Genomic DNA, 16,433 nt, shown 5'->3' with positions numbered 1-16,433 from the left:
GGGCTTTCTTGCTCAAAAAGTCAAGGAGGGGAAAACATTGAAACAAGCAGTTTGGTTTCCAACAGAAGAATATAAAGAAAAAACGCGTTTATATGGTTGGATGAAATCATTGGGCTATGAAGATTATGAAACGTTTTATAATAAATCTATTGAAGAAACAGCATGGTTTTGGGGAGAAGCTGAGAAAGCGGTTGGCTATCAATGGATGAAGCCTTATACAGAAGTGCTAGATTTAGAAAATGGTACACCGTTTGCACAGTGGTATAATGGTGGAACATGTAACGTTGTAGAATCAGTTTTATCACGCTGGCTTGCGGATGATGAAACAAGAATGCAACCAGCACTACAGTATGAGGGAGAAAATGGAACTTCAAAATCATTTACATATGAAGATCTTGACAACTGGGTAAGTCGCGTTGCAAACGGTTTGAAACATGCGGGTATTGAAAAAGGTGACCGTGTAACAATTTATATGCCGATGATTCCAGAAACAGTTGTTGCAATGCTAGCTGTTATGAAAATCGGAGCAATTATTTCACCAATATTCTCAGGATTTGCGTCTGATGCAGTCATGACTCGTGTACAAGCGGCAGGGTCAAAAATGATTATTACTGCAGATGGTTTTTCACGCCGAGGTAAAGTTGTTTCATTAAAAGACGAAGTAGATAAAGCTTGCGAACATTGTCCAACTGTTGAAAAAGTTGTTATTGTTCGTCATGCAGGAAATGATTTTACACCACATAATTATGATTTCCCATGGAGTGCGCTAGAAAAAGAAAAACCATTTACGCACGCTGAAGAGATGAATAGTGATGATCCGTTAATGCTCATTTATACATCAGGTACAACTGGGAAACCGAAAGGAACAGTACATACACATGCTGGTTTCCCTTTGAAATCTGCATTTGATGCAGGATTTGGAATGAACATCAAACAAGGTGACCGCGTATTATGGGTAACTGATATGGGCTGGATGATGGGACCGTTTTTATTATTCGGCTCTCTCATTAATGGAGCAACGATGGTTATGTACGAAGGTGTTCCAGATTTCCCAGAAGCAGATCGTTTATGGGAGACCGTTGATAAATATGAAATTACACATCTCGGTATATCACCAACATTAATTCGTGCGTTAATGGCAAAGGGTGATGAGTATGTAAATAAACATTCGCTCAAGAGTTTAGAAGTATTCGCATCAACAGGTGAACCTTGGAATCCAGATCCTTGGATGTGGCTATTTGAAACAGTTGGAAAAAATAATGTACCAATTTGTAACTATTCAGGCGGAACTGAAATTTCTGGTGGGATTTTCGGAAACGTCCTTATTAAACCAATTGCACCGATTAGTTTTAACGCATCTTTACCAGGAATGGCAGCGGTTGTGCTCGATGATCAAGGCAATCCAATTCGTGATGAAGTTGGAGAATTATGTTTAGAGAAACCTTGGGTTGGTATGACGAAAAGTTTCTGGGAAGACGATGAGCGTTATGTGAACACGTATTGGTCACGTTTTGAAAATAAATGGGTTCATGGTGACTGGGTGATTTATGATGGTGAGCAATATATTATTACAGGACGCTCAGATGATACGTTAAACATTGCTGGAAAACGTATTGGACCTGCAGAATATGAATCTATTCTTGTGAAGCATAATGATGTCATAGAAGCTGCCGCGATTGGTGTACCTGATGATGTAAAAGGTGAAGTTTGTCATTGTTTTGTAGTATTTAGGGACAATGTAACATTCACAGGAGAGTTAAAGAAAGAATTAATGAGTTTAGTAAACTCTCATATCGGAAAAGCATTGTGTCCAAAAGATATTCACGTTGTAGAAGATTTACCAAAAACACGTAATTCTAAAGTAATGCGACGCGTCATTAAAGCTGCTTACTTAGGAAAAGAGTTAGGAGATTTATCGTCACTTGTAAATCCTGAAGTAGTTCCGTTTATTCAGGGGTTACAGTCTAGCAAACTATAAAATTACGAATGAGCTCTATTTACATAGAGCTCATTTTTAATGTTTACAAAAAGATAAGAGAGAAAAAGTAAATTTAAAGTTAAAAAATCTACTATTAGTGTTAAGTATATCTGTTTGTTTTTAGTTTTTATCAAAATAGGATACTATGGCTGTCTATTCAATGGAGTGATTGAATTTTGTTAAGAATGAAAATTTAGTGAAGAAAAAAGTAATGAATAAAAGGAGAAATCCCTGGGGGACAGGGATTCAATAAGGGAGATATCATTGTCGTTCAATGTCGAAATTTGGCGTATCCGACAAATTAATATTATCACGAATTTTCAGGAGATTGTGATAGTGGATGTGTCAAAAATGTGTACGGGTTTCATATAAAAGTGTTATTTAAATAGGAAAAGGGAAAAGAATTAAGTTCACTGGTTCTTAAGATTTTTCCCTTTTAAATTTACTGTTTGTTCGTTGTTCTATATACATCTGAAATTGGTAAATCTTCGCCATGTAAAGCTTGAGTACTGTCCTTTTTGTTTGAATCATGTGCCTCCTGAGATGTTTCTTGCATTTGCTCTTGGGCCTTACTAGGAGTATTCAGCGCATCTGATGATACATGATCAAGTTGTTGACTTAATAAATCTTTTTTATCCATGTTATGTAGCTCCTTTTTGAACTTAGATATAAAAACGAAGTGCTTTTAAATAGTTACGTGGGTATTATGTATCTTTGAATGGAATTATATACATAAACTATATTGAGAATTTAACTAATTATAAAAATTACTTGTGATGACAAGCTTAAGAAATATAAAGATCATTAGTTCTTAATAAAAGCGTTATTTTAGTAGGGTGTTACGAAATTTTATTTGAAAGGAACATCCCAATGATAAAAAAGAGCACTGTAAATCAGTGCTCATCTTATTAGATATTGCTTAGTCCTTAAAAATAAAACCATTATGGACAATTCACAATGGTAATAGTGACGCTAGCCATTGTTCCAGGAGAATCAAGAAGTGAAGCAGTAACGGTTACTGTTCCAGGCCCATTAGCGGCTAGAAATACAGCGTTAAAGTTACCTGAAGCATTGGTAATGACTGCAAGAGGAACCATGAAAGCAAGAGAAGGGTTACTGAATGAAAAACTGACCACTACTCCTGGAGTAGGACTACCGTTTACTAATACTTGACCCGAAAAAAATAAAGTATTATTTCCTTGAGTGGATACACATGCTGTGGTTTCGTTAGAAGTCAAGGTAATAGAGGCAGGCCCAGCAGGAAGATTAAATCCAGTTGGTCCAGTTGGTCCAGTTGGTCCGGTAGAACCGGTTGATCCGGTTGATCCGGTTGGTCCGGTTGGTCCGGTAGAACCAGTTGATCCGGTTGGTCCAGTTGGTCCGGTAGAACCAGTTGATCCGGTTGAGCCAGTTGATCCTGTAGAACCGGTGGGACCAGTAGGGAATTGAAAGGGTTGAACAGGTGGAAGTGTAGGTCCAATAGAACCCGGATTAAGTGCAGCAAAATATAAAAACTCGTCCATTATTTATCACCTCTAAAAATCGTATTACTAATAGTAAATGTAATGATAGAGCAATGTGAAATGGACAAGCGGTTGTATTTTAATAAATTAAACCAAATAGTTATTTGATAGAAAAAGAAATTAGTATGTTTATTTTAGAAATTAAATATAAAAAGGCGATTATCGTCAAATCGCCTTTTTGGGTAATGCAGTGTAATTTTATTCAGTTATTTGAAATATAGTTTCATTCGGTTTGGAAAATCCATACAGTTTCCTTGCGAATTTTAAAATCTCTTCTTCACTACCTGTTAAAGCCTTAACATCATTTTTAAGGGAATGACCATCCTTCTTTAAAGAAGATAATTTTTGTTGCTCCGTATTAAGCGTGATTTGTTTTTCTTTAATCATTTCTTGTTGGTTATTAAGAGAATATTGAAGGACAAAAATTACAGATAATATAAAAGCCAAAGTAGTTATAATACGGCGTCTTGTTTTTTTATTATTACCTTGTTGGGTGTTAGGGTTCACTTGCTGTGAGGGTATCTTAGGATTTGATTGTTGTGATGATATTTTTGGGATGTTTCCCATTAAAATGCCTCCATTACTGATTGTAGAATTTAAACTGTTTAAAAGTATTATAAATGTTCAATGGGAATTTTAGAAGATAGTTTAATATAGGTGAGTTTTGTAAAGTTTAAACAAAATCCTTATTTAAATAAAAGGAACCCGGATTGTCTGCAGGGCTCCTAAGGGTAATCGTCAAGTAATGACGTACTCGACTAGTTAACGATATCATGAATTTTTTGGTAAATATACTGGTAAATGCGTCCAAATTAATGAGAGCATTATTTGAAACAAAAACGCTATTTTAATAGGGAGGGGAATAATGATGATTCCATGGGACAAGCGAGTATACATTGTATTAAGGTGATCATTTTATTACAGAGGGGACAATTTTAGAGGTTAGTGAAAAGGCGAATAAATCATTATATTGGCTTTGGTGCATGTTAGCTCCAAGCTATGAAAAAGTGTGCGGTAATAGTACAAAGCGACTTCGGTTGATTCGGATAGATGATGATGAAGAATGATATAAAAATTTCATTTTGTAGAGAAATGAGGTGATTAAGGATGGGCATAGAATATGCCATGTTTGTATTAAAAAAGAGCAGAATTTAGCCTATATATAAAGATGTTGGAATTGTTCTAAAGGGGGGAATATCTGAAATATAAATAATTGAGGGGAGTGAACTAATAATGGAAACTAGTACTTTTTTAGGATTGTTTTGGGGATGGATAACGGTTATCGTATCGGGAATACTTTTCGTACGTCCATCGGTACTACGTGAATTGAAAAAATTAGTGGTTGAAGACAGAGGATTTGGTATTATGTATGGTTTTCTATCGATTTTCCTAGGGTTAGGTAGTGTAATCCTACATAATGTATGGGTATTCAATTGGCAGGGGTTCCTAACGGTTATTGCATGGCTTGCATTATTAAAGGGAATCTACATAATTGCATATCCTGAACCCTCCAAGAAAACAGACTTTGAATTAAGGGTACTATCTACACGTATAGCGCTCGCTATCATTGGCGCCTTGGCTTTATGGATGCTTATAGTAATCTATATAAAATAATCCTTTTCTAATAAGAACTATATTAAAATAAATCTCTACGTGTTCATTGACAAAAAGCTGACTAAGTATAGTCAGCTTTTTGTATATTACATTCTAGTATTTATCGGTCACAAAAGACATGTTCTCTCTTTTAAGTCGATATTGAAAATATTACCAATTTTTTCTTTTACAATGACAACAAATAAAGAAACATTTACAACGACACTTATTTCGTTTAGAACTCCAATCATCATCACAATGATTCTTTTCTTTAGATTTCCACCAATCATCATTACAATGCTTTTCCTTAGAACTCCAATCATCATCACAATGATTCTTTTCTTTAGATTTCCACCAGTCATCACAACAATGCTTTTTCTTAGAACTCCAGCAATCATTTTTCCAGGACATTCTTTTATACCTCCCTTCAATAGGATTCATACTATTCTATGTTTTAGTAAAAGAATGGCTTGTTTATTAACCTATTATTTTACCTTTATATGATAGAGTGCTTTCTACTAGATATAGAATTCATACAAACTATGCTAATTTTCAGGAGATAGTTGAGAGAACTACTGGTTATGATATTAATCAACAAACACTTGTTGAAGGAAACGTTAAGATTTTAAATAATATCTTATTTTGGAGTACGCTTTTTTGAATGTATATTTCACAACAGCAAAGGTACTATATTAATGCAAACAAAGCCTATGTATATGGTATATGTGATGTAATAGGAAAAGCTGGGGACTCTTAAAGGAGCTGACTTATAAGAGGTTGTTTAAACTTTAAATTCAGCAGAATTAAATCCAATTCCCCTCATTAAACAAGCTTCAAATTGTTAGAGGCCTGTTTTTATAGTTAATAAAGAAAAGAATGTCTAATACAATTGTTTGTTTTTTCCTTTCTATGTGTTTGTCTCTTACACTTTTAAGCTTGTGGACATACTTTACTAATAGAAAGGATTAGGGGGTGAGGTTTTGGGTTCTCGATTTAATAATTGTAAAAAGAAGTGTACATGTAAACAGGATGATTGTTGGGATGCTTTCGAAGAATGTAAAAAAGAACAAGAAGAACAAAATAAAAAATGCGATTGTTGCTGTGTACAAGGAATTAGAGATGAGCTTAAAAAATTAGTAAACAGAGCCGTGCGAATTACTACAGTAGGAAATAATTATGCAGGAACTGTTTCTTCAGTAACTTGCGATGTTGTAAAGCTTGCTAATAGTGCTGGGGTAGTTACGGTAATTATTTCTGTTTGTAAAATTGAAGCGATTGAACTTTTGTTGACATAGGAAAATAGCATAATTATGCCGTTTTTTGTAAAGCCATTCTTATGAATGGCTTTATTTTAATTTCGTATAAAAGGAGAATATATTCTTTATATAGAAATAGGTTTGAGGCTATAAAGAGTGATGTACGAACGGAGAATGAGAGTGATTAAATTAGTACCCTTTAAAAGATCTGATTTCAAACAATTAATAAATTGGATTAATTCCGAAGAATTTTTAATACAATGGTCGGGAAATGCATTTACATATCCTTTAAATGAACAGCAATTAGAGAAATATACAGAATGTGCAAACACACTGGCATTCAAAATAATGGATGAAGAGACTAAAGCAGTTATTGGTCATATTTCTCTTGGACAAATAGATAATATAAATAAGTCTGCTAGAATTGGAAAAGTGCTAGTTGGTAATACGAAAATGAGAGGGCGTTCTATAGGGAAACATATGATGAAAGCCGTACTTTGTATTGCTTTTGATGAATTAAAACTACATAGAGTAACTCTTGGTGTTTATGACTTTAATAAGTCAGCTATTTCTTGTTACGAAAAAATAGGTTTTGTAAAAGAAGGTTTATTAAGAGAGTCAAAAAGAGTAGGAGAAACGTATTGGAATTTATGGGAAATGAGTATGTTAGAATATGAATGGAGCGGTAAAAAATAATAGTTATCTATAACTATGTTATGTTAATTAAAAGGGGTATGGTGGGAAATTATGAATAAAAAAACGAAAATCATTACAGTTGCAGCTGTTTCAGGAGGAGGTAAAACTACTGTTACAGAAAAATTAACTCAAAAGTTAACAAATTCAAAAGCACTATATTTTGATAGCTATCACTTTAAAAACTGTCCTAGTGATATTTGTAAATGGATTGATGATGGAGCAAATTATGATGAATGGGTACTTACGCCATTAATTCATGATATTCAGCACCTTAAACGAGAGGGTAATGTAGATTATATTATTGTAGATTATCCTTTTGCATACTTAAATAGTGAAATGCGAGAGTTTATTGATGTAACTATATTTATCGATACACCTTTAGATATTGCGATGGCTAGAAGAATTTTGCGAGATTTTAAAGAAGATACAATAGATGAAATACATAATGATTTGAAACATTACATGACATTTGCGAGAAAAGCATATTTAGAGGCAATTCATACTGTTAAGCCGAATTCGGATATTGTATTGGATGGCTCTTTATCTGTAAGTAAAATAATTAATCATGCTGTAGAGGAACTTGGCCTGAGAGAAGTGATTGTCAATGGTTAAATGTATAGAGGAATATGTGCAAGTTGATGATTTTAAAATGTATACGAAAAAGTTTCAAGGAAAGAAGCTGCAGCCAGTTATTATAATGGAGGCAGGTTATGGCGATTATTCAAAGGCGTGGGACCATATTGCTGAAGAGTTGATGGAATATGGGACGGTACTTACATATGATCGAGCGGGATTAGGGAAAAGTGGGAACAGTTCCAAGAGACGTATTAGTTCTGAAATGGTAAAAGATTTAAGAAGTTGCTTAGCGCAACTACAATTGAAACCACCTTATATTTTTGTAGGACATTCTTTTGGCGGTATAAATGCACGTTTATTTGCGACTTCTTATCCCAAAGATTTGTTGGGAATCGTTTTGGTTGATTCGACACCGGAAAATTATAAAGAAGATTTTCTGCCAATCATGTCTCCAGAATTTCAAGAAGCTTACTATAAACAGTTTGTATATGAAAGTTCTTATGAAGAGTTTACATTTAGTTTAAGTGAAGTAGATAGACATTGTAAATCAATGAATGATATTCCACTTGTCGTGTTAGCTGCGGGTAAAAAAGCTTTTTATTCGCCAGATGCACAAATGAAATGGTTACAATTGCAAGAAGAATTATTAAGCCTATCAAGCAATAATAAATTTGTAATTGCAGAGCAAAGCGGCCATTATATTCAAAAAGATGATCCGTATTATGTAATAGGTTCTATTAAATGGATTATTGAGGTAGGGGAGAGATAAAAATGTACCCTTTATTTCAATACAATTGGCAAGTAAGAGATGATTGGTTTAAGTGGTGTGAACAACTTTCAGAGGAAGAATTACTCCGCAAGCGTGTAGGGGGTGTTGGGAGTGTTTTAGAAACATTATTCCATATTGTCGATGTTGAGTACAGCTGGATTAGTGCGCTTCAAGGAAAAGAAGATAATGAACCGCAGTTTAAAGATTATCAATCAATCCAAAAAGTGAAAGCGTTATCTGATTTATATAAACGAGAATTAGAAGATTTTTTACAAGAATGGTCATCTACCGTAGAATGTAAGATATTAAAAGCTTCGTGGACCGATAAAACATATACATACGGTGAAGTTTTAAGACATGTAATTGTGCATGAAATTCATCATATCGGTCAGCTATCTATATGGGCGAGAGAGTTAGATCTTCAGCCTGTTTCAGCGAATTTAATTGGAAGAGGATTATAAATTTAGAAACCGGCTTGCACTGTAAATGCAAGCCGGTTTTTATATAAAAGAAGATTTCCTAGTTGAAATCCTCGGATTTTTTCTGACGTATATGTAAAAACATTAAAATTGTAATGATGAAGAAAATCAACAATGTTTGTATGATCAAATTTTTAAATTGAAGCAAAACTGTCCACGATGTAACAGCATCTTTAAAAGCTTGGAGTGCAGAGTACGAGGAAGGATCAAAACCGTACTGTAGTAACTTTTTTGTTTCAATAAAAGTACTGTTTTCTTCATTGGAGTCTAATATTACGGAAATAAGTCTAGTATCTCCTCGTTTTGCTGTACTAACAAAACTATAATTACCATTAGTTGAAAAACTAGTTTGTAAGCCGTCAACACCTTGGAGTTTAATGTTTTTATTAAGAGAATAAATCATTTTATTTGTGTTGAAAACTTTTGAGTCTTTGAAGGTAAATTGGTAAGAGGTTAGTTTCGTAACATTCAATACATCTGGAAAGTCTTTTACTAATTGTGTCGCTAGTTTAGCTACGTCTATAGCTGTTGTAGTTGATTGTTTATTTGTATCGTTATTCATTCCAGTAGCATTTAGAAACGGGGATGGTTGTGATAACTTTAGTTGTTTTGCTTTCTCATTCATTAAAAGTGTAAAGTTATCTTCGTTTCCAGCAATGTGTTCTGCAATGGCAAGTGCGGAACGATTATTCCCTGTCAAAAACAATGCATGAAGTAAATCACGAACTGTCGTTTTATCTTTCGAAGTTACTTGTATAGGACTCGTTTCTGCTCGGAAAACTTCGTTACTTATTTTTACTAATTCATCTAACTGTATTTTTCCTTCATTCAGTTGTTCCAGTGTGATATACTCTGTCATTAATTTAGATAAAGTGGCTGATTGTATAGGAGTTTCTTCATTTTTTTTATAAACAACTTCACTTGAATTAGCATCTATTAAAATAGCTGATTTAGCTTGAATAATTGGACCATTTACATAGAGGTAAAAATATAAAACGATAAGTGCTGTAATAACAAAAGATAAGAATAAAATTGTGAACTTTTTCAAGAATTGCATAAGCGATCCTCCTACTATGACATCAATAATACTATTGTAAAAAGGAATGCTTAATTAGGAAGAAAGAAAAGGTAAAGAATTTCTAAAGAATTATAAAGGATTATTAAATTTGGATTTTAATGGAAAATAAAAGGTCCAATTTCTTATATGGTAAGAAATTGGACCTAAAATTAAGTTGTATTAACATTTATATGGTTGTAGTTTTACAGTGAAAGTTGTTTTTTTATCATCACTATATACTTCAATTGTTCCTTTATGCAATTCCACAATACTTTTTGCAATTGCCAATCCGAGTCCAGATCCACCAGTGTTCGTAGAGCGAGATTTTTCAACGCGATAAAAACGTTCAAAAATATGAGGTAAATCCGTACTAGGAATAGGTTGGCCGTAATTTGTTATATCTATAGTAATCATGTTATTGCTTTCATAGGCAGCAAGGTCGATATATCCACCGTCGTTTCCATAAGCGATAGCATTTATAATAAGATTTTCAAACACTCGTACTAATTTGTCTCCATCAGCTAGTACCATGAGTTTTTGAGATGGGAAAGAAGGTCGACATTCTATATTAGCTTCTTGAACTTGTATGCGGAATTGAACAGTTAATTGCCCAAGTAGCTCTACAATATCAATGGGAACAGAATATAAACTTAACTCTTTATTTTGAACACGTGTATATTCAAACAAATCATTCATTAATGCGTTAAGACGGGTTACTTTATCGTAAATGACTTGTATATAATGGCGTAATTCCACTTCATCTCTATAATTATCATGGTGGATTAAATTTACGTATCCAACTATAGAGGTAAGAGGAGTACGTAAATCATGCGATACATTTGTAATAAGTTCACTTTTTGCTTGTTCCGCCTGTCTTTCTTCATCAATCGAAACTTTCAATTGTTCAACAATGTGATTAACCCCGCTTGCTAACTCTTCCAGATAATTATGGTTTACGATAGAGACTTTATGATTGAAGTTTCCATTTGCAATATAACGAATTTCTTCTATCATTTTTTTAATACAAGTTTCATAATAAATCTTTTTTTCATGACGATAAAAAATGTATAGGTAGGATGAGAAAATAGAAAATAAAAACAAATAAGATACAATCATCATCCATAGAGATTCCTTTATTCCTTTATATTTTTCATATCCAAAAATTCTAATGAATTCTTTTCCGAGCTCGCTTAACGTAAGTGAACTTTCAATTACACTTGTAACAAGGCGATATATAATTAATTCAGTAATAGGAGTAAGTGTGATGGCTAACATAAACCAAAAAATTAACTTCCATTTTGGGATATCTTTTAATATATCAAATGCTTCATTTCTCAATTTTATAGCCTACTCCCCAAACAGTATGAATAAACTTCTCTCCATTCATTCCTGTTTCAAGTTTATCTCGTAAATTACTAATGTGAACCATTACAGTTTTATTTGAACCATAACCATCTTCGTTCCATACTCGTTCAAAAATTTCTTCGGAACTAAATACTCTTCCGGTATTACTCGCAAGTAAATATAAAATATCAAATTCAATAGATGTAAGTTTAATATATTCTCCATTTACTTTAACAGTATGATTATGTTTGTGTATTTCAGCAGAACGAATACGAATAATACCATCTTCATTTTTGGAGGAAGTGGCATTTTGGAAAGATGATCTTCGTAACAAAGCTTTCACTCTAGCTACTAATTCTAATGGATTGAATGGCTTAATCATATAATCATCTGCACCTGTCATAAGACCTAATATTTTATCCATATCTTCTGCTTTTGCACTCAGCATAAGAATAGGTACAGTATTATTCTCACGAACTTCCTGGCAAACTTCTAATCCATTGCGTTTTGGCATCATAATATCCAAAACCATAAGGTCAACATCATATGTAGAAATCATTTGCAATGCCTCATCGCCATCGTATGCTTTATAAATGTTATAGCCTTCATTTCGCAAATAAACAGCAAGTAACTCAACAATTTCTTTATCATCATCAATAATTAATATGTTTTTATTCATTATGTAGTTCCTTTCCTTACAAATCATTAACATTACTATAATATCAAACATTTATGTATTTTGTAGCAATGATTCACCATAAAATTTCATGTAACGTATAAAAAAGGGATTAAAACATTCATAACGAATACAAATAAAAAGGATATTTAAATACAGCGTTATATTGAAAGTTAGGAAGAAAGGTGACTTGAGATGTTATATAAGGATATATATTCATTTACTCCAACTGGAAAAATTGAAAATGATATAAAATCATTTCTATTAAAATACAATAAAGAACATACTTATAAACATTCAATTCGGGTGACAAAAGAAGCCCGTAAAATTGCGATTACGTATCATGTAAATGAAGAAAAGGCAGCGATTGCAGGATATTTACATGATATTAGTGCAATCTTTCCAAATGAAGATCGGGTTGCAGTTGCTGAAGAATTTGGAATAGAGATATTACAAGAAGAACGAGAATTTCCAATGATTATTCATCAAAAGTTATCGAAAGTAATTGCAAAAGAGATATTTAAAGTGGATGATGAAGAAATCTTAAATGCAATTTGCTGCCATACTACACTACGTAAACTTGCAACGAAAATGGATTTAGTGTTATTTGTTGCTGATAAAATAGAATGGGATCAAAATGGAGCACCACCATATTTAGTAGAAGTAAAAAAAGAATTAGAAAAATCTTTAGAACATGCTGCTTTTGCATATATTTCATATTTGTGGGATAGAAAAGACACGTTGAAAGTTATACATCCATGGCTAGAAGATGCATATTGGCAGTTAAAAGAAATTGTAGAGTAGAAAGGAATTAAGAATGCAATTAAAAGAATATATGAATGAAACATTCCCTGGAGTTACATTAGTACCACATATATACTTTCAATGGGAAAATCATTTGCATTTTCATTTTGGGAAAGGGAAAGACCTATTTGTAGAAAGAACCGACGATGTAAATAGGGAATACTTCACTCAGCTTTATACATAAAATAAATACTTATTTGAAGATATATTTTCAAAAGAAGATGAAGTTTTTTTAGTAACAAATGTTTATCGATTTAAAAAGGAAAATGTGAAAAATCCGCAGAAAATTAATATATATAGACGTTTTATTCATAATAGAGATTTAAAGTATCATATAAGGCAAGAAACAATACCTTTTTTATTTGAAGAAGAAGAAGCTGACTTGTATTGTACTTATCAATTTTCATTAAAATGTTTTGCTTGTGATATAAAGTATACACCGCTTATTCAAGCTGCAAATCATGAAGATTTTCTAGGTCTTTATCCCCGTTTTGGACGCAAAAAAGAAATTTCTTATCCAGATGTATTTCTCATAAATGCAACAAAAGATATTATCATGTTTATTTACGATGATAGAGGATGTGAAGTAATTGCGAAGAATAAAGAAACAATACGAAATTTATATGAGAAATATAAAGAGTGGATTCCAGATTATGAATGAGAAAGTATAGATAAAGTATTTACATGATAACAATAGGGGAAGTGAAGCATGTAATGAAACGTATTGCAATCGTATCCGCATGGGAACCAGAACTTACGTATTTGCATCAATATTATCCAAGTGAACGTATTGAAAAACGAGCAGCTTGGGAATTTCATTTTCATTATATTAATAATATGGAAGTTATCTCCGTAATAACTGGAGTTGGGAAAGTAAGTTGTGCTAGTTGTGTGCAATTATTAATTAGTGAGTTTCAGCCAGATGAGTTGTTTATGACAGGAATATGCGGAAGTCTATCAAATAAGGTGAAAAATGGACATATTGTAGTAGCCCTTAATGCAATACAACACGACGTTACTGCTGCTGGTTCAGGGGAAGATATTTTTAATTTATATAATGGTAGGACAGCACCTATTGAAACAACAAAGTCACTTGTAAGAAGAATAAAAAAGATACGATCTTATGATCCGATTCATTATGGTACATTTTTATCTGGAGATCAACGTATCCGTAGTTCAGAAATGAGATATTTACTCCATACTGTATATGGAGCATTAGCGGTTGATCAAGAAGTGGCAGCTTTTGCTTATGTGTGTCAAATCAATAACAAACCTTTTCTTAGTTTAAAAGCTGCATCAGATCAAGCAAATGATAAAACGAAAGAGGAACAAAAAATCTTTAAAATGTTAGCGTGTGAACGAGCGTGCGAGCATTTAATTGCTTTTTTACGTGTACATGAGATTAATGTAGTAAATAATAGATAGTAAGAGGGGTTAATATTGGAAAGTACAAATAAAATAGCTATTCTGGGTGCAAACGGAAACGCAGGGAAATTCCTTGTAAACGAAGCGTTAGAAAAGGGATATCAAGTAAAAATATTAACAAGAAATTCTAATAATATCAAAATAACAAATGAAAATTTAGAGATTATTAATGGAGATGCACGTGATTTTGTTTCAATACGCAAATTACTTAAAGGGTGTCGAGCTGTAATTAATGCGGTAGGTCAACCAAAAAATGAATCTTATATTTTTAGCACAGTAACGAAGCATATTTTAGAAGCAATGAAAGAATTTGAAATAAAAAGATATATACTAATTTCTGGAGGTTCTTTAGATGTTACAGGAGATCAAAAGGGAATTGTAAATAAAATAGGAGCTACCTTGTTTAAAGTATTTTTATCAAAGATGATGCAAGATAAATATAAAGAATTGCAAACTATTCAAGGTAGTGATGTAGATTGGACAATTGTTAGATTACCATTTGTTATGGAAGGGAAGAGCATTGGAAATATAAAAGAGAGTTTAGTAGATATGCCAGGAATCAAAATTCAAAATAGTGATATTGCACCATTTGTTATAAAACAAATTAACAGTGAGAGATATGTAGGGAAGTGCCCGTTTATTTCAAATTAAATGTTAAAGAATGATGGGTAGAGTGAAACTAGTACATTTTACGTATTTGAATGCTAAGTTTAACACGAGTAAGTGGGGGAGAATTTTATATGATTCAATACAAAAGATGCAGTGAAGTAAGTATAGATTTAGTGTATGAAGCTTTTAAAGATGGATTTTCAGATTACATTATTAAAATGGAAGTTTCAAAAGAAGATTTTATAAAAAGGTTTTTGGGACCAGAAGGGAATTCACTAAAACATTCCTTTCTTGCTTTAGACGGTAACAAATCTGTTGGTGTAATACTTGGCGGGATAAAGGATTATGAAAACATAAAAACAATGCGTTGTGGAACATTAGCGGTTCATCCTAATTACCGCGGTATTGGTGTGAGTCAAAAATTATTTGAACTGCATAAGGAAGAGGCGCTTCAAAATGAGTGTAAGCAACTTTTTCTTGAAGTCATTGTAGGCAATGACCGAGCGATTCATTTTTATACGAAATTAGGCTATGAAAAAGTGTACGATCTATCTTATTATAATTTAAAAGATATGACTAAAATAATAAATAAAGATTGTAAGGGAATTGAAGTAAAACAATTAGAATTTCCAGCTTTTAAAGTTGAAATTCAGAAATGGTTACACTTCCATATAAATTGGCAAAATGATATGGATTATATCGGAAAAACAAACAATACATTTTATGGTGCATATGTCGATAATGATTTAAAAGGTTCTATATGTATGAATGAACAAGGTAAAATTAGTTTTCTTTTCGTAGACAAAGACTATAGAAATCGTGGTATTGGATCAAAATTATTACAAGTAGCAACAGAAAACTTAAATGTATCAAGTTTATCAATTGGGTTTCCAAACAACAATTTACTGGAAGGGTTTTTAAAGAAAACTGGATTTGAAAAGAATTCATTAGCACAATATGAAATGTATGTATTATTATAAAAAGCGAAAGGAGTCATTCTTTCGCTTTTTATTTTTGTGCTATATTGACATTTTACTTTGTATAATATTCTTTTTTTATGTAGAATAGATAGGATGGGAGGGGATGAAATGAATAATGGATTAAAGTTTAAGATTTTTGAATTGCATTGTTTCGTTCAAAAGACTTATTCTGATATTAAAATAGCATGTGATATTGCTATTTATCAAGAAAACACTTCTAAATATTTAATTTCATTAGGATTTTTAAATAAATCATATATGACTTATATAGAAGCAAAAAGATTTTATCGTGAAAATGAAGAACTTATAAGTGTAGAATTTGATAATTTCTTTCATACATATGATAAATTAGAACAAGAATTAAAAAAAGTTATTTCAACTGAAGATAAGAATCCTTCATTGCTACATAGCAGATTTGATCAGTTTCAGCAAAAAGTTGAAAATATAAATGACCTAATAAAAGTATTGCAAAACGCTCGTTAAAGAATACTTTTTCTTTTTCATATAGAAAGTATGCATTAAAAACATATTAGGGATATGACATATTGAAGAGGTGACTTTTGTTGATGACAGAAGTCATCTTTTTATAATACGGTTTTGCGTAATGTGATGTACTTTTTATTTTTTCTATTTTTGATAGGAATACATTTAAGCAGTTTCATATTTTA

Annotated in this window: 20 protein-coding genes and 2 pseudogenes; 15 read left to right on the top strand and 7 right to left on the bottom strand. The window is 32.3% G+C overall.

What is annotated here, in order from left to right:
* Positions 1 to 37 precede the first annotated feature (37 nt).
* Positions 38 to 1,978: an AMP-binding protein gene (locus RBB48_RS26490; protein ID WP_088063515.1), complete on the top strand. Its 1,941-nt coding sequence runs from the start codon at positions 38 to 40 to the stop codon at positions 1,976 to 1,978.
* Positions 1,979 to 2,420: 442 nt separating this feature from the next.
* Here the strand turns inward: RBB48_RS26490 and RBB48_RS26485 are convergent, their stop codons facing one another.
* On the bottom strand, positions 2,421 to 2,618 hold the full coding sequence (locus RBB48_RS26485) for a hypothetical protein (RefSeq protein WP_044440827.1): 198 nt from the start codon (positions 2,616 to 2,618) through the stop codon (positions 2,421 to 2,423).
* A gap of 317 nt (positions 2,619 to 2,935) precedes the next feature.
* Here RBB48_RS26485 and RBB48_RS26480 point away from each other — a divergent pair, with 317 nt between their 5' ends.
* Together RBB48_RS26480 and RBB48_RS26475 are read left to right on the top strand one after the other, a co-directional pair.
* Positions 2,936 to 3,151 (top strand): hypothetical protein, encoded by a 216-nt coding sequence (locus tag RBB48_RS26480; protein WP_242475704.1) that lies wholly within the window; start codon positions 2,936 to 2,938, stop codon positions 3,149 to 3,151.
* Positions 3,152 to 3,196: 45 nt separating this feature from the next.
* Positions 3,197 to 3,427, top strand: coding sequence for a hypothetical protein (locus tag RBB48_RS26475; protein WP_306008374.1), 231 nt, complete (start codon positions 3,197 to 3,199; stop codon positions 3,425 to 3,427).
* 17 nt (positions 3,428 to 3,444) lie between these two features.
* On the opposite strand, the pseudogene RBB48_RS26470 reads toward RBB48_RS26475, so the two are convergent.
* Both RBB48_RS26470 and RBB48_RS26465 read right to left on the bottom strand, forming a co-directional pair.
* Positions 3,445 to 3,501: pseudogene (locus RBB48_RS26470) on the bottom strand (exosporium leader peptide-containing protein); the annotation flags it as partial.
* Between the two features lie 198 nt (positions 3,502 to 3,699).
* Positions 3,700 to 4,068 carry an FtsB family cell division protein gene (locus RBB48_RS26465; protein WP_002200443.1) on the bottom strand — a complete coding sequence of 123 codons (369 nt, stop codon included), beginning with the start codon at positions 4,066 to 4,068 and terminating at the stop codon, positions 3,700 to 3,702.
* A 666-nt stretch (positions 4,069 to 4,734) separates the two neighbouring features.
* Between RBB48_RS26465 and RBB48_RS26460 the strand changes: the two genes are divergently transcribed.
* On the top strand, positions 4,735 to 5,115 hold the full coding sequence (locus tag RBB48_RS26460) for a hypothetical protein (RefSeq protein ID WP_002127497.1): 381 nt from the start codon (positions 4,735 to 4,737) through the stop codon (positions 5,113 to 5,115).
* A 107-nt stretch (positions 5,116 to 5,222) separates the two neighbouring features.
* Here the strand turns inward: RBB48_RS26460 and RBB48_RS26455 are convergent, their stop codons facing one another.
* Positions 5,223 to 5,525: a hypothetical protein gene (locus tag RBB48_RS26455; protein ID WP_172798757.1), complete on the bottom strand. Its 303-nt coding sequence runs from the start codon at positions 5,523 to 5,525 to the stop codon at positions 5,223 to 5,225.
* Between the two features lie 549 nt (positions 5,526 to 6,074).
* On the opposite strand from RBB48_RS26455, the gene exsK reads away from it, so the two are divergent.
* The 5 genes from exsK to RBB48_RS26430 all read left to right on the top strand — a co-directional run bounded on the left by exsK (position 6,075) and on the right by RBB48_RS26430 (position 8,852).
* Positions 6,075 to 6,389, top strand: a complete 315-nt coding sequence (gene exsK, locus RBB48_RS26450; protein ID WP_000535565.1) for an exosporium protein ExsK — start codon at positions 6,075 to 6,077, stop codon at positions 6,387 to 6,389.
* Between the two features lie 141 nt (positions 6,390 to 6,530).
* Entirely contained in the window at positions 6,531 to 7,046 is a 516-nt protein-coding gene (locus RBB48_RS26445) for a GNAT family N-acetyltransferase (protein ID WP_142291743.1), read from the top strand.
* A 51-nt stretch (positions 7,047 to 7,097) separates the two neighbouring features.
* Positions 7,098 to 7,658, top strand: coding sequence for a nucleoside/nucleotide kinase family protein (locus RBB48_RS26440; RefSeq protein WP_088063519.1), 561 nt, complete (start codon positions 7,098 to 7,100; stop codon positions 7,656 to 7,658).
* Positions 7,651 to 8,391 carry an alpha/beta fold hydrolase gene (locus RBB48_RS26435; RefSeq protein WP_088063520.1) on the top strand — a complete coding sequence of 247 codons (741 nt, stop codon included), beginning with the start codon at positions 7,651 to 7,653 and terminating at the stop codon, positions 8,389 to 8,391. Before RBB48_RS26440 ends, RBB48_RS26435 begins: the two co-directional genes overlap by 8 nt.
* A 2-nt stretch (positions 8,392 to 8,393) precedes the next feature.
* The gene (locus RBB48_RS26430; protein WP_088063521.1) at positions 8,394 to 8,852 is read left to right on the top strand and encodes a DinB family protein; all 459 of its coding nucleotides are present in this window, start codon (positions 8,394 to 8,396) and stop codon (positions 8,850 to 8,852) included.
* 58 nt (positions 8,853 to 8,910) lie between these two features.
* Here RBB48_RS26430 and RBB48_RS26425 read toward each other — a convergent pair whose 3' ends face one another.
* The 3 genes from RBB48_RS26425 to RBB48_RS26415 form a co-directional block, all read right to left on the bottom strand.
* A complete protein-coding gene (locus RBB48_RS26425) occupies positions 8,911 to 9,927 on the bottom strand; it encodes a D-alanyl-D-alanine carboxypeptidase family protein (protein WP_088063522.1) in 1,017 nt (338 codons plus the stop codon).
* A 180-nt stretch (positions 9,928 to 10,107) separates the two neighbouring features.
* On the bottom strand, positions 10,108 to 11,265 hold the full coding sequence (locus tag RBB48_RS26420; RefSeq protein WP_097890895.1) for a sensor histidine kinase: 1,158 nt from the start codon (positions 11,263 to 11,265) through the stop codon (positions 10,108 to 10,110).
* Positions 11,255 to 11,950 carry a response regulator transcription factor gene (locus RBB48_RS26415; protein ID WP_087986134.1) on the bottom strand — a complete coding sequence of 232 codons (696 nt, stop codon included), beginning with the start codon at positions 11,948 to 11,950 and terminating at the stop codon, positions 11,255 to 11,257. The genes RBB48_RS26420 and RBB48_RS26415 overlap by 11 nt, the downstream gene beginning before the upstream one ends.
* Positions 11,951 to 12,142: 192 nt before the next feature.
* Here RBB48_RS26415 and yqeK point away from each other — a divergent pair, with 192 nt between their 5' ends.
* The 6 genes and pseudogenes from yqeK (at position 12,143) to RBB48_RS26385 (ending at position 16,248) form a co-directional block, all read left to right on the top strand.
* Positions 12,143 to 12,751, top strand: coding sequence for a bis(5'-nucleosyl)-tetraphosphatase (symmetrical) YqeK (yqeK, locus tag RBB48_RS26410; protein WP_088609791.1), 609 nt, complete (start codon positions 12,143 to 12,145; stop codon positions 12,749 to 12,751).
* 13 nt (positions 12,752 to 12,764) lie between these two features.
* Positions 12,765 to 13,412, top strand: a pseudogene (locus RBB48_RS26405) (DUF3885 domain-containing protein).
* Between the two features lie 26 nt (positions 13,413 to 13,438).
* Entirely contained in the window at positions 13,439 to 14,176 is a 738-nt protein-coding gene (gene mtnN, locus RBB48_RS26400) for a 5'-methylthioadenosine/S-adenosylhomocysteine nucleosidase (protein ID WP_137015065.1), read from the top strand.
* A gap of 15 nt (positions 14,177 to 14,191) precedes the next feature.
* A complete protein-coding gene (locus RBB48_RS26395) occupies positions 14,192 to 14,827 on the top strand; it encodes an SDR family oxidoreductase (RefSeq protein WP_098133522.1) in 636 nt (211 codons plus the stop codon).
* A gap of 89 nt (positions 14,828 to 14,916) precedes the next feature.
* A complete protein-coding gene (locus tag RBB48_RS26390; RefSeq protein ID WP_088609788.1) occupies positions 14,917 to 15,765 on the top strand; it encodes a GNAT family N-acetyltransferase in 849 nt (282 codons plus the stop codon).
* 108 nt (positions 15,766 to 15,873) lie between these two features.
* The gene (locus RBB48_RS26385) at positions 15,874 to 16,248 is read left to right on the top strand and encodes a hypothetical protein (protein WP_088063527.1); all 375 of its coding nucleotides are present in this window, start codon (positions 15,874 to 15,876) and stop codon (positions 16,246 to 16,248) included.
* The last annotated feature ends 185 nt before the right edge of the window (positions 16,249 to 16,433 follow it).

The sequence above is a fragment of the Bacillus sp. MMSF_3353 genome (genome assembly GCF_030733445.1).
Classification (GTDB): Bacteria; Bacillota; Bacilli; order Bacillales; family Bacillaceae_G; genus Bacillus_A; species Bacillus_A wiedmannii.
The sequence above is the reverse complement of the archived record's forward strand: the minus strand, read 5'-3'. Positions and strand labels throughout refer to the sequence as shown.

Coding starts and splice junctions, on each gene's coding strand:
- RBB48_RS26465 (WP_002200443.1), bottom strand. CDS start 4,068: ATGGGAAACATCCCAAAAATATCATCACAACAATCAAATCCTAAGATA.
- RBB48_RS26385 (WP_088063527.1), top strand. CDS start 15,874: ATGAATAATGGATTAAAGTTTAAGATTTTTGAATTGCATTGTTTCGTT.
- RBB48_RS26435 (WP_088063520.1), top strand. CDS start 7,651: ATGGTTAAATGTATAGAGGAATATGTGCAAGTTGATGATTTTAAAATG.
- RBB48_RS26390 (WP_088609788.1), top strand. CDS start 14,917: ATGATTCAATACAAAAGATGCAGTGAAGTAAGTATAGATTTAGTGTAT.
- RBB48_RS26415 (WP_087986134.1), bottom strand. CDS start 11,950: ATGAATAAAAACATATTAATTATTGATGATGATAAAGAAATTGTTGAG.
- RBB48_RS26485 (WP_044440827.1), bottom strand. CDS start 2,618: ATGGATAAAAAAGATTTATTAAGTCAACAACTTGATCATGTATCATCA.
- RBB48_RS26430 (WP_088063521.1), top strand. CDS start 8,394: ATGTACCCTTTATTTCAATACAATTGGCAAGTAAGAGATGATTGGTTT.
- yqeK (WP_088609791.1), top strand. CDS start 12,143: ATGTTATATAAGGATATATATTCATTTACTCCAACTGGAAAAATTGAA.
- RBB48_RS26460 (WP_002127497.1), top strand. CDS start 4,735: ATGGAAACTAGTACTTTTTTAGGATTGTTTTGGGGATGGATAACGGTT.
- RBB48_RS26425 (WP_088063522.1), bottom strand. CDS start 9,927: ATGCAATTCTTGAAAAAGTTCACAATTTTATTCTTATCTTTTGTTATT.
- RBB48_RS26440 (WP_088063519.1), top strand. CDS start 7,098: ATGAATAAAAAAACGAAAATCATTACAGTTGCAGCTGTTTCAGGAGGA.
- RBB48_RS26480 (WP_242475704.1), top strand. CDS start 2,936: ATGGTAATAGTGACGCTAGCCATTGTTCCAGGAGAATCAAGAAGTGAA.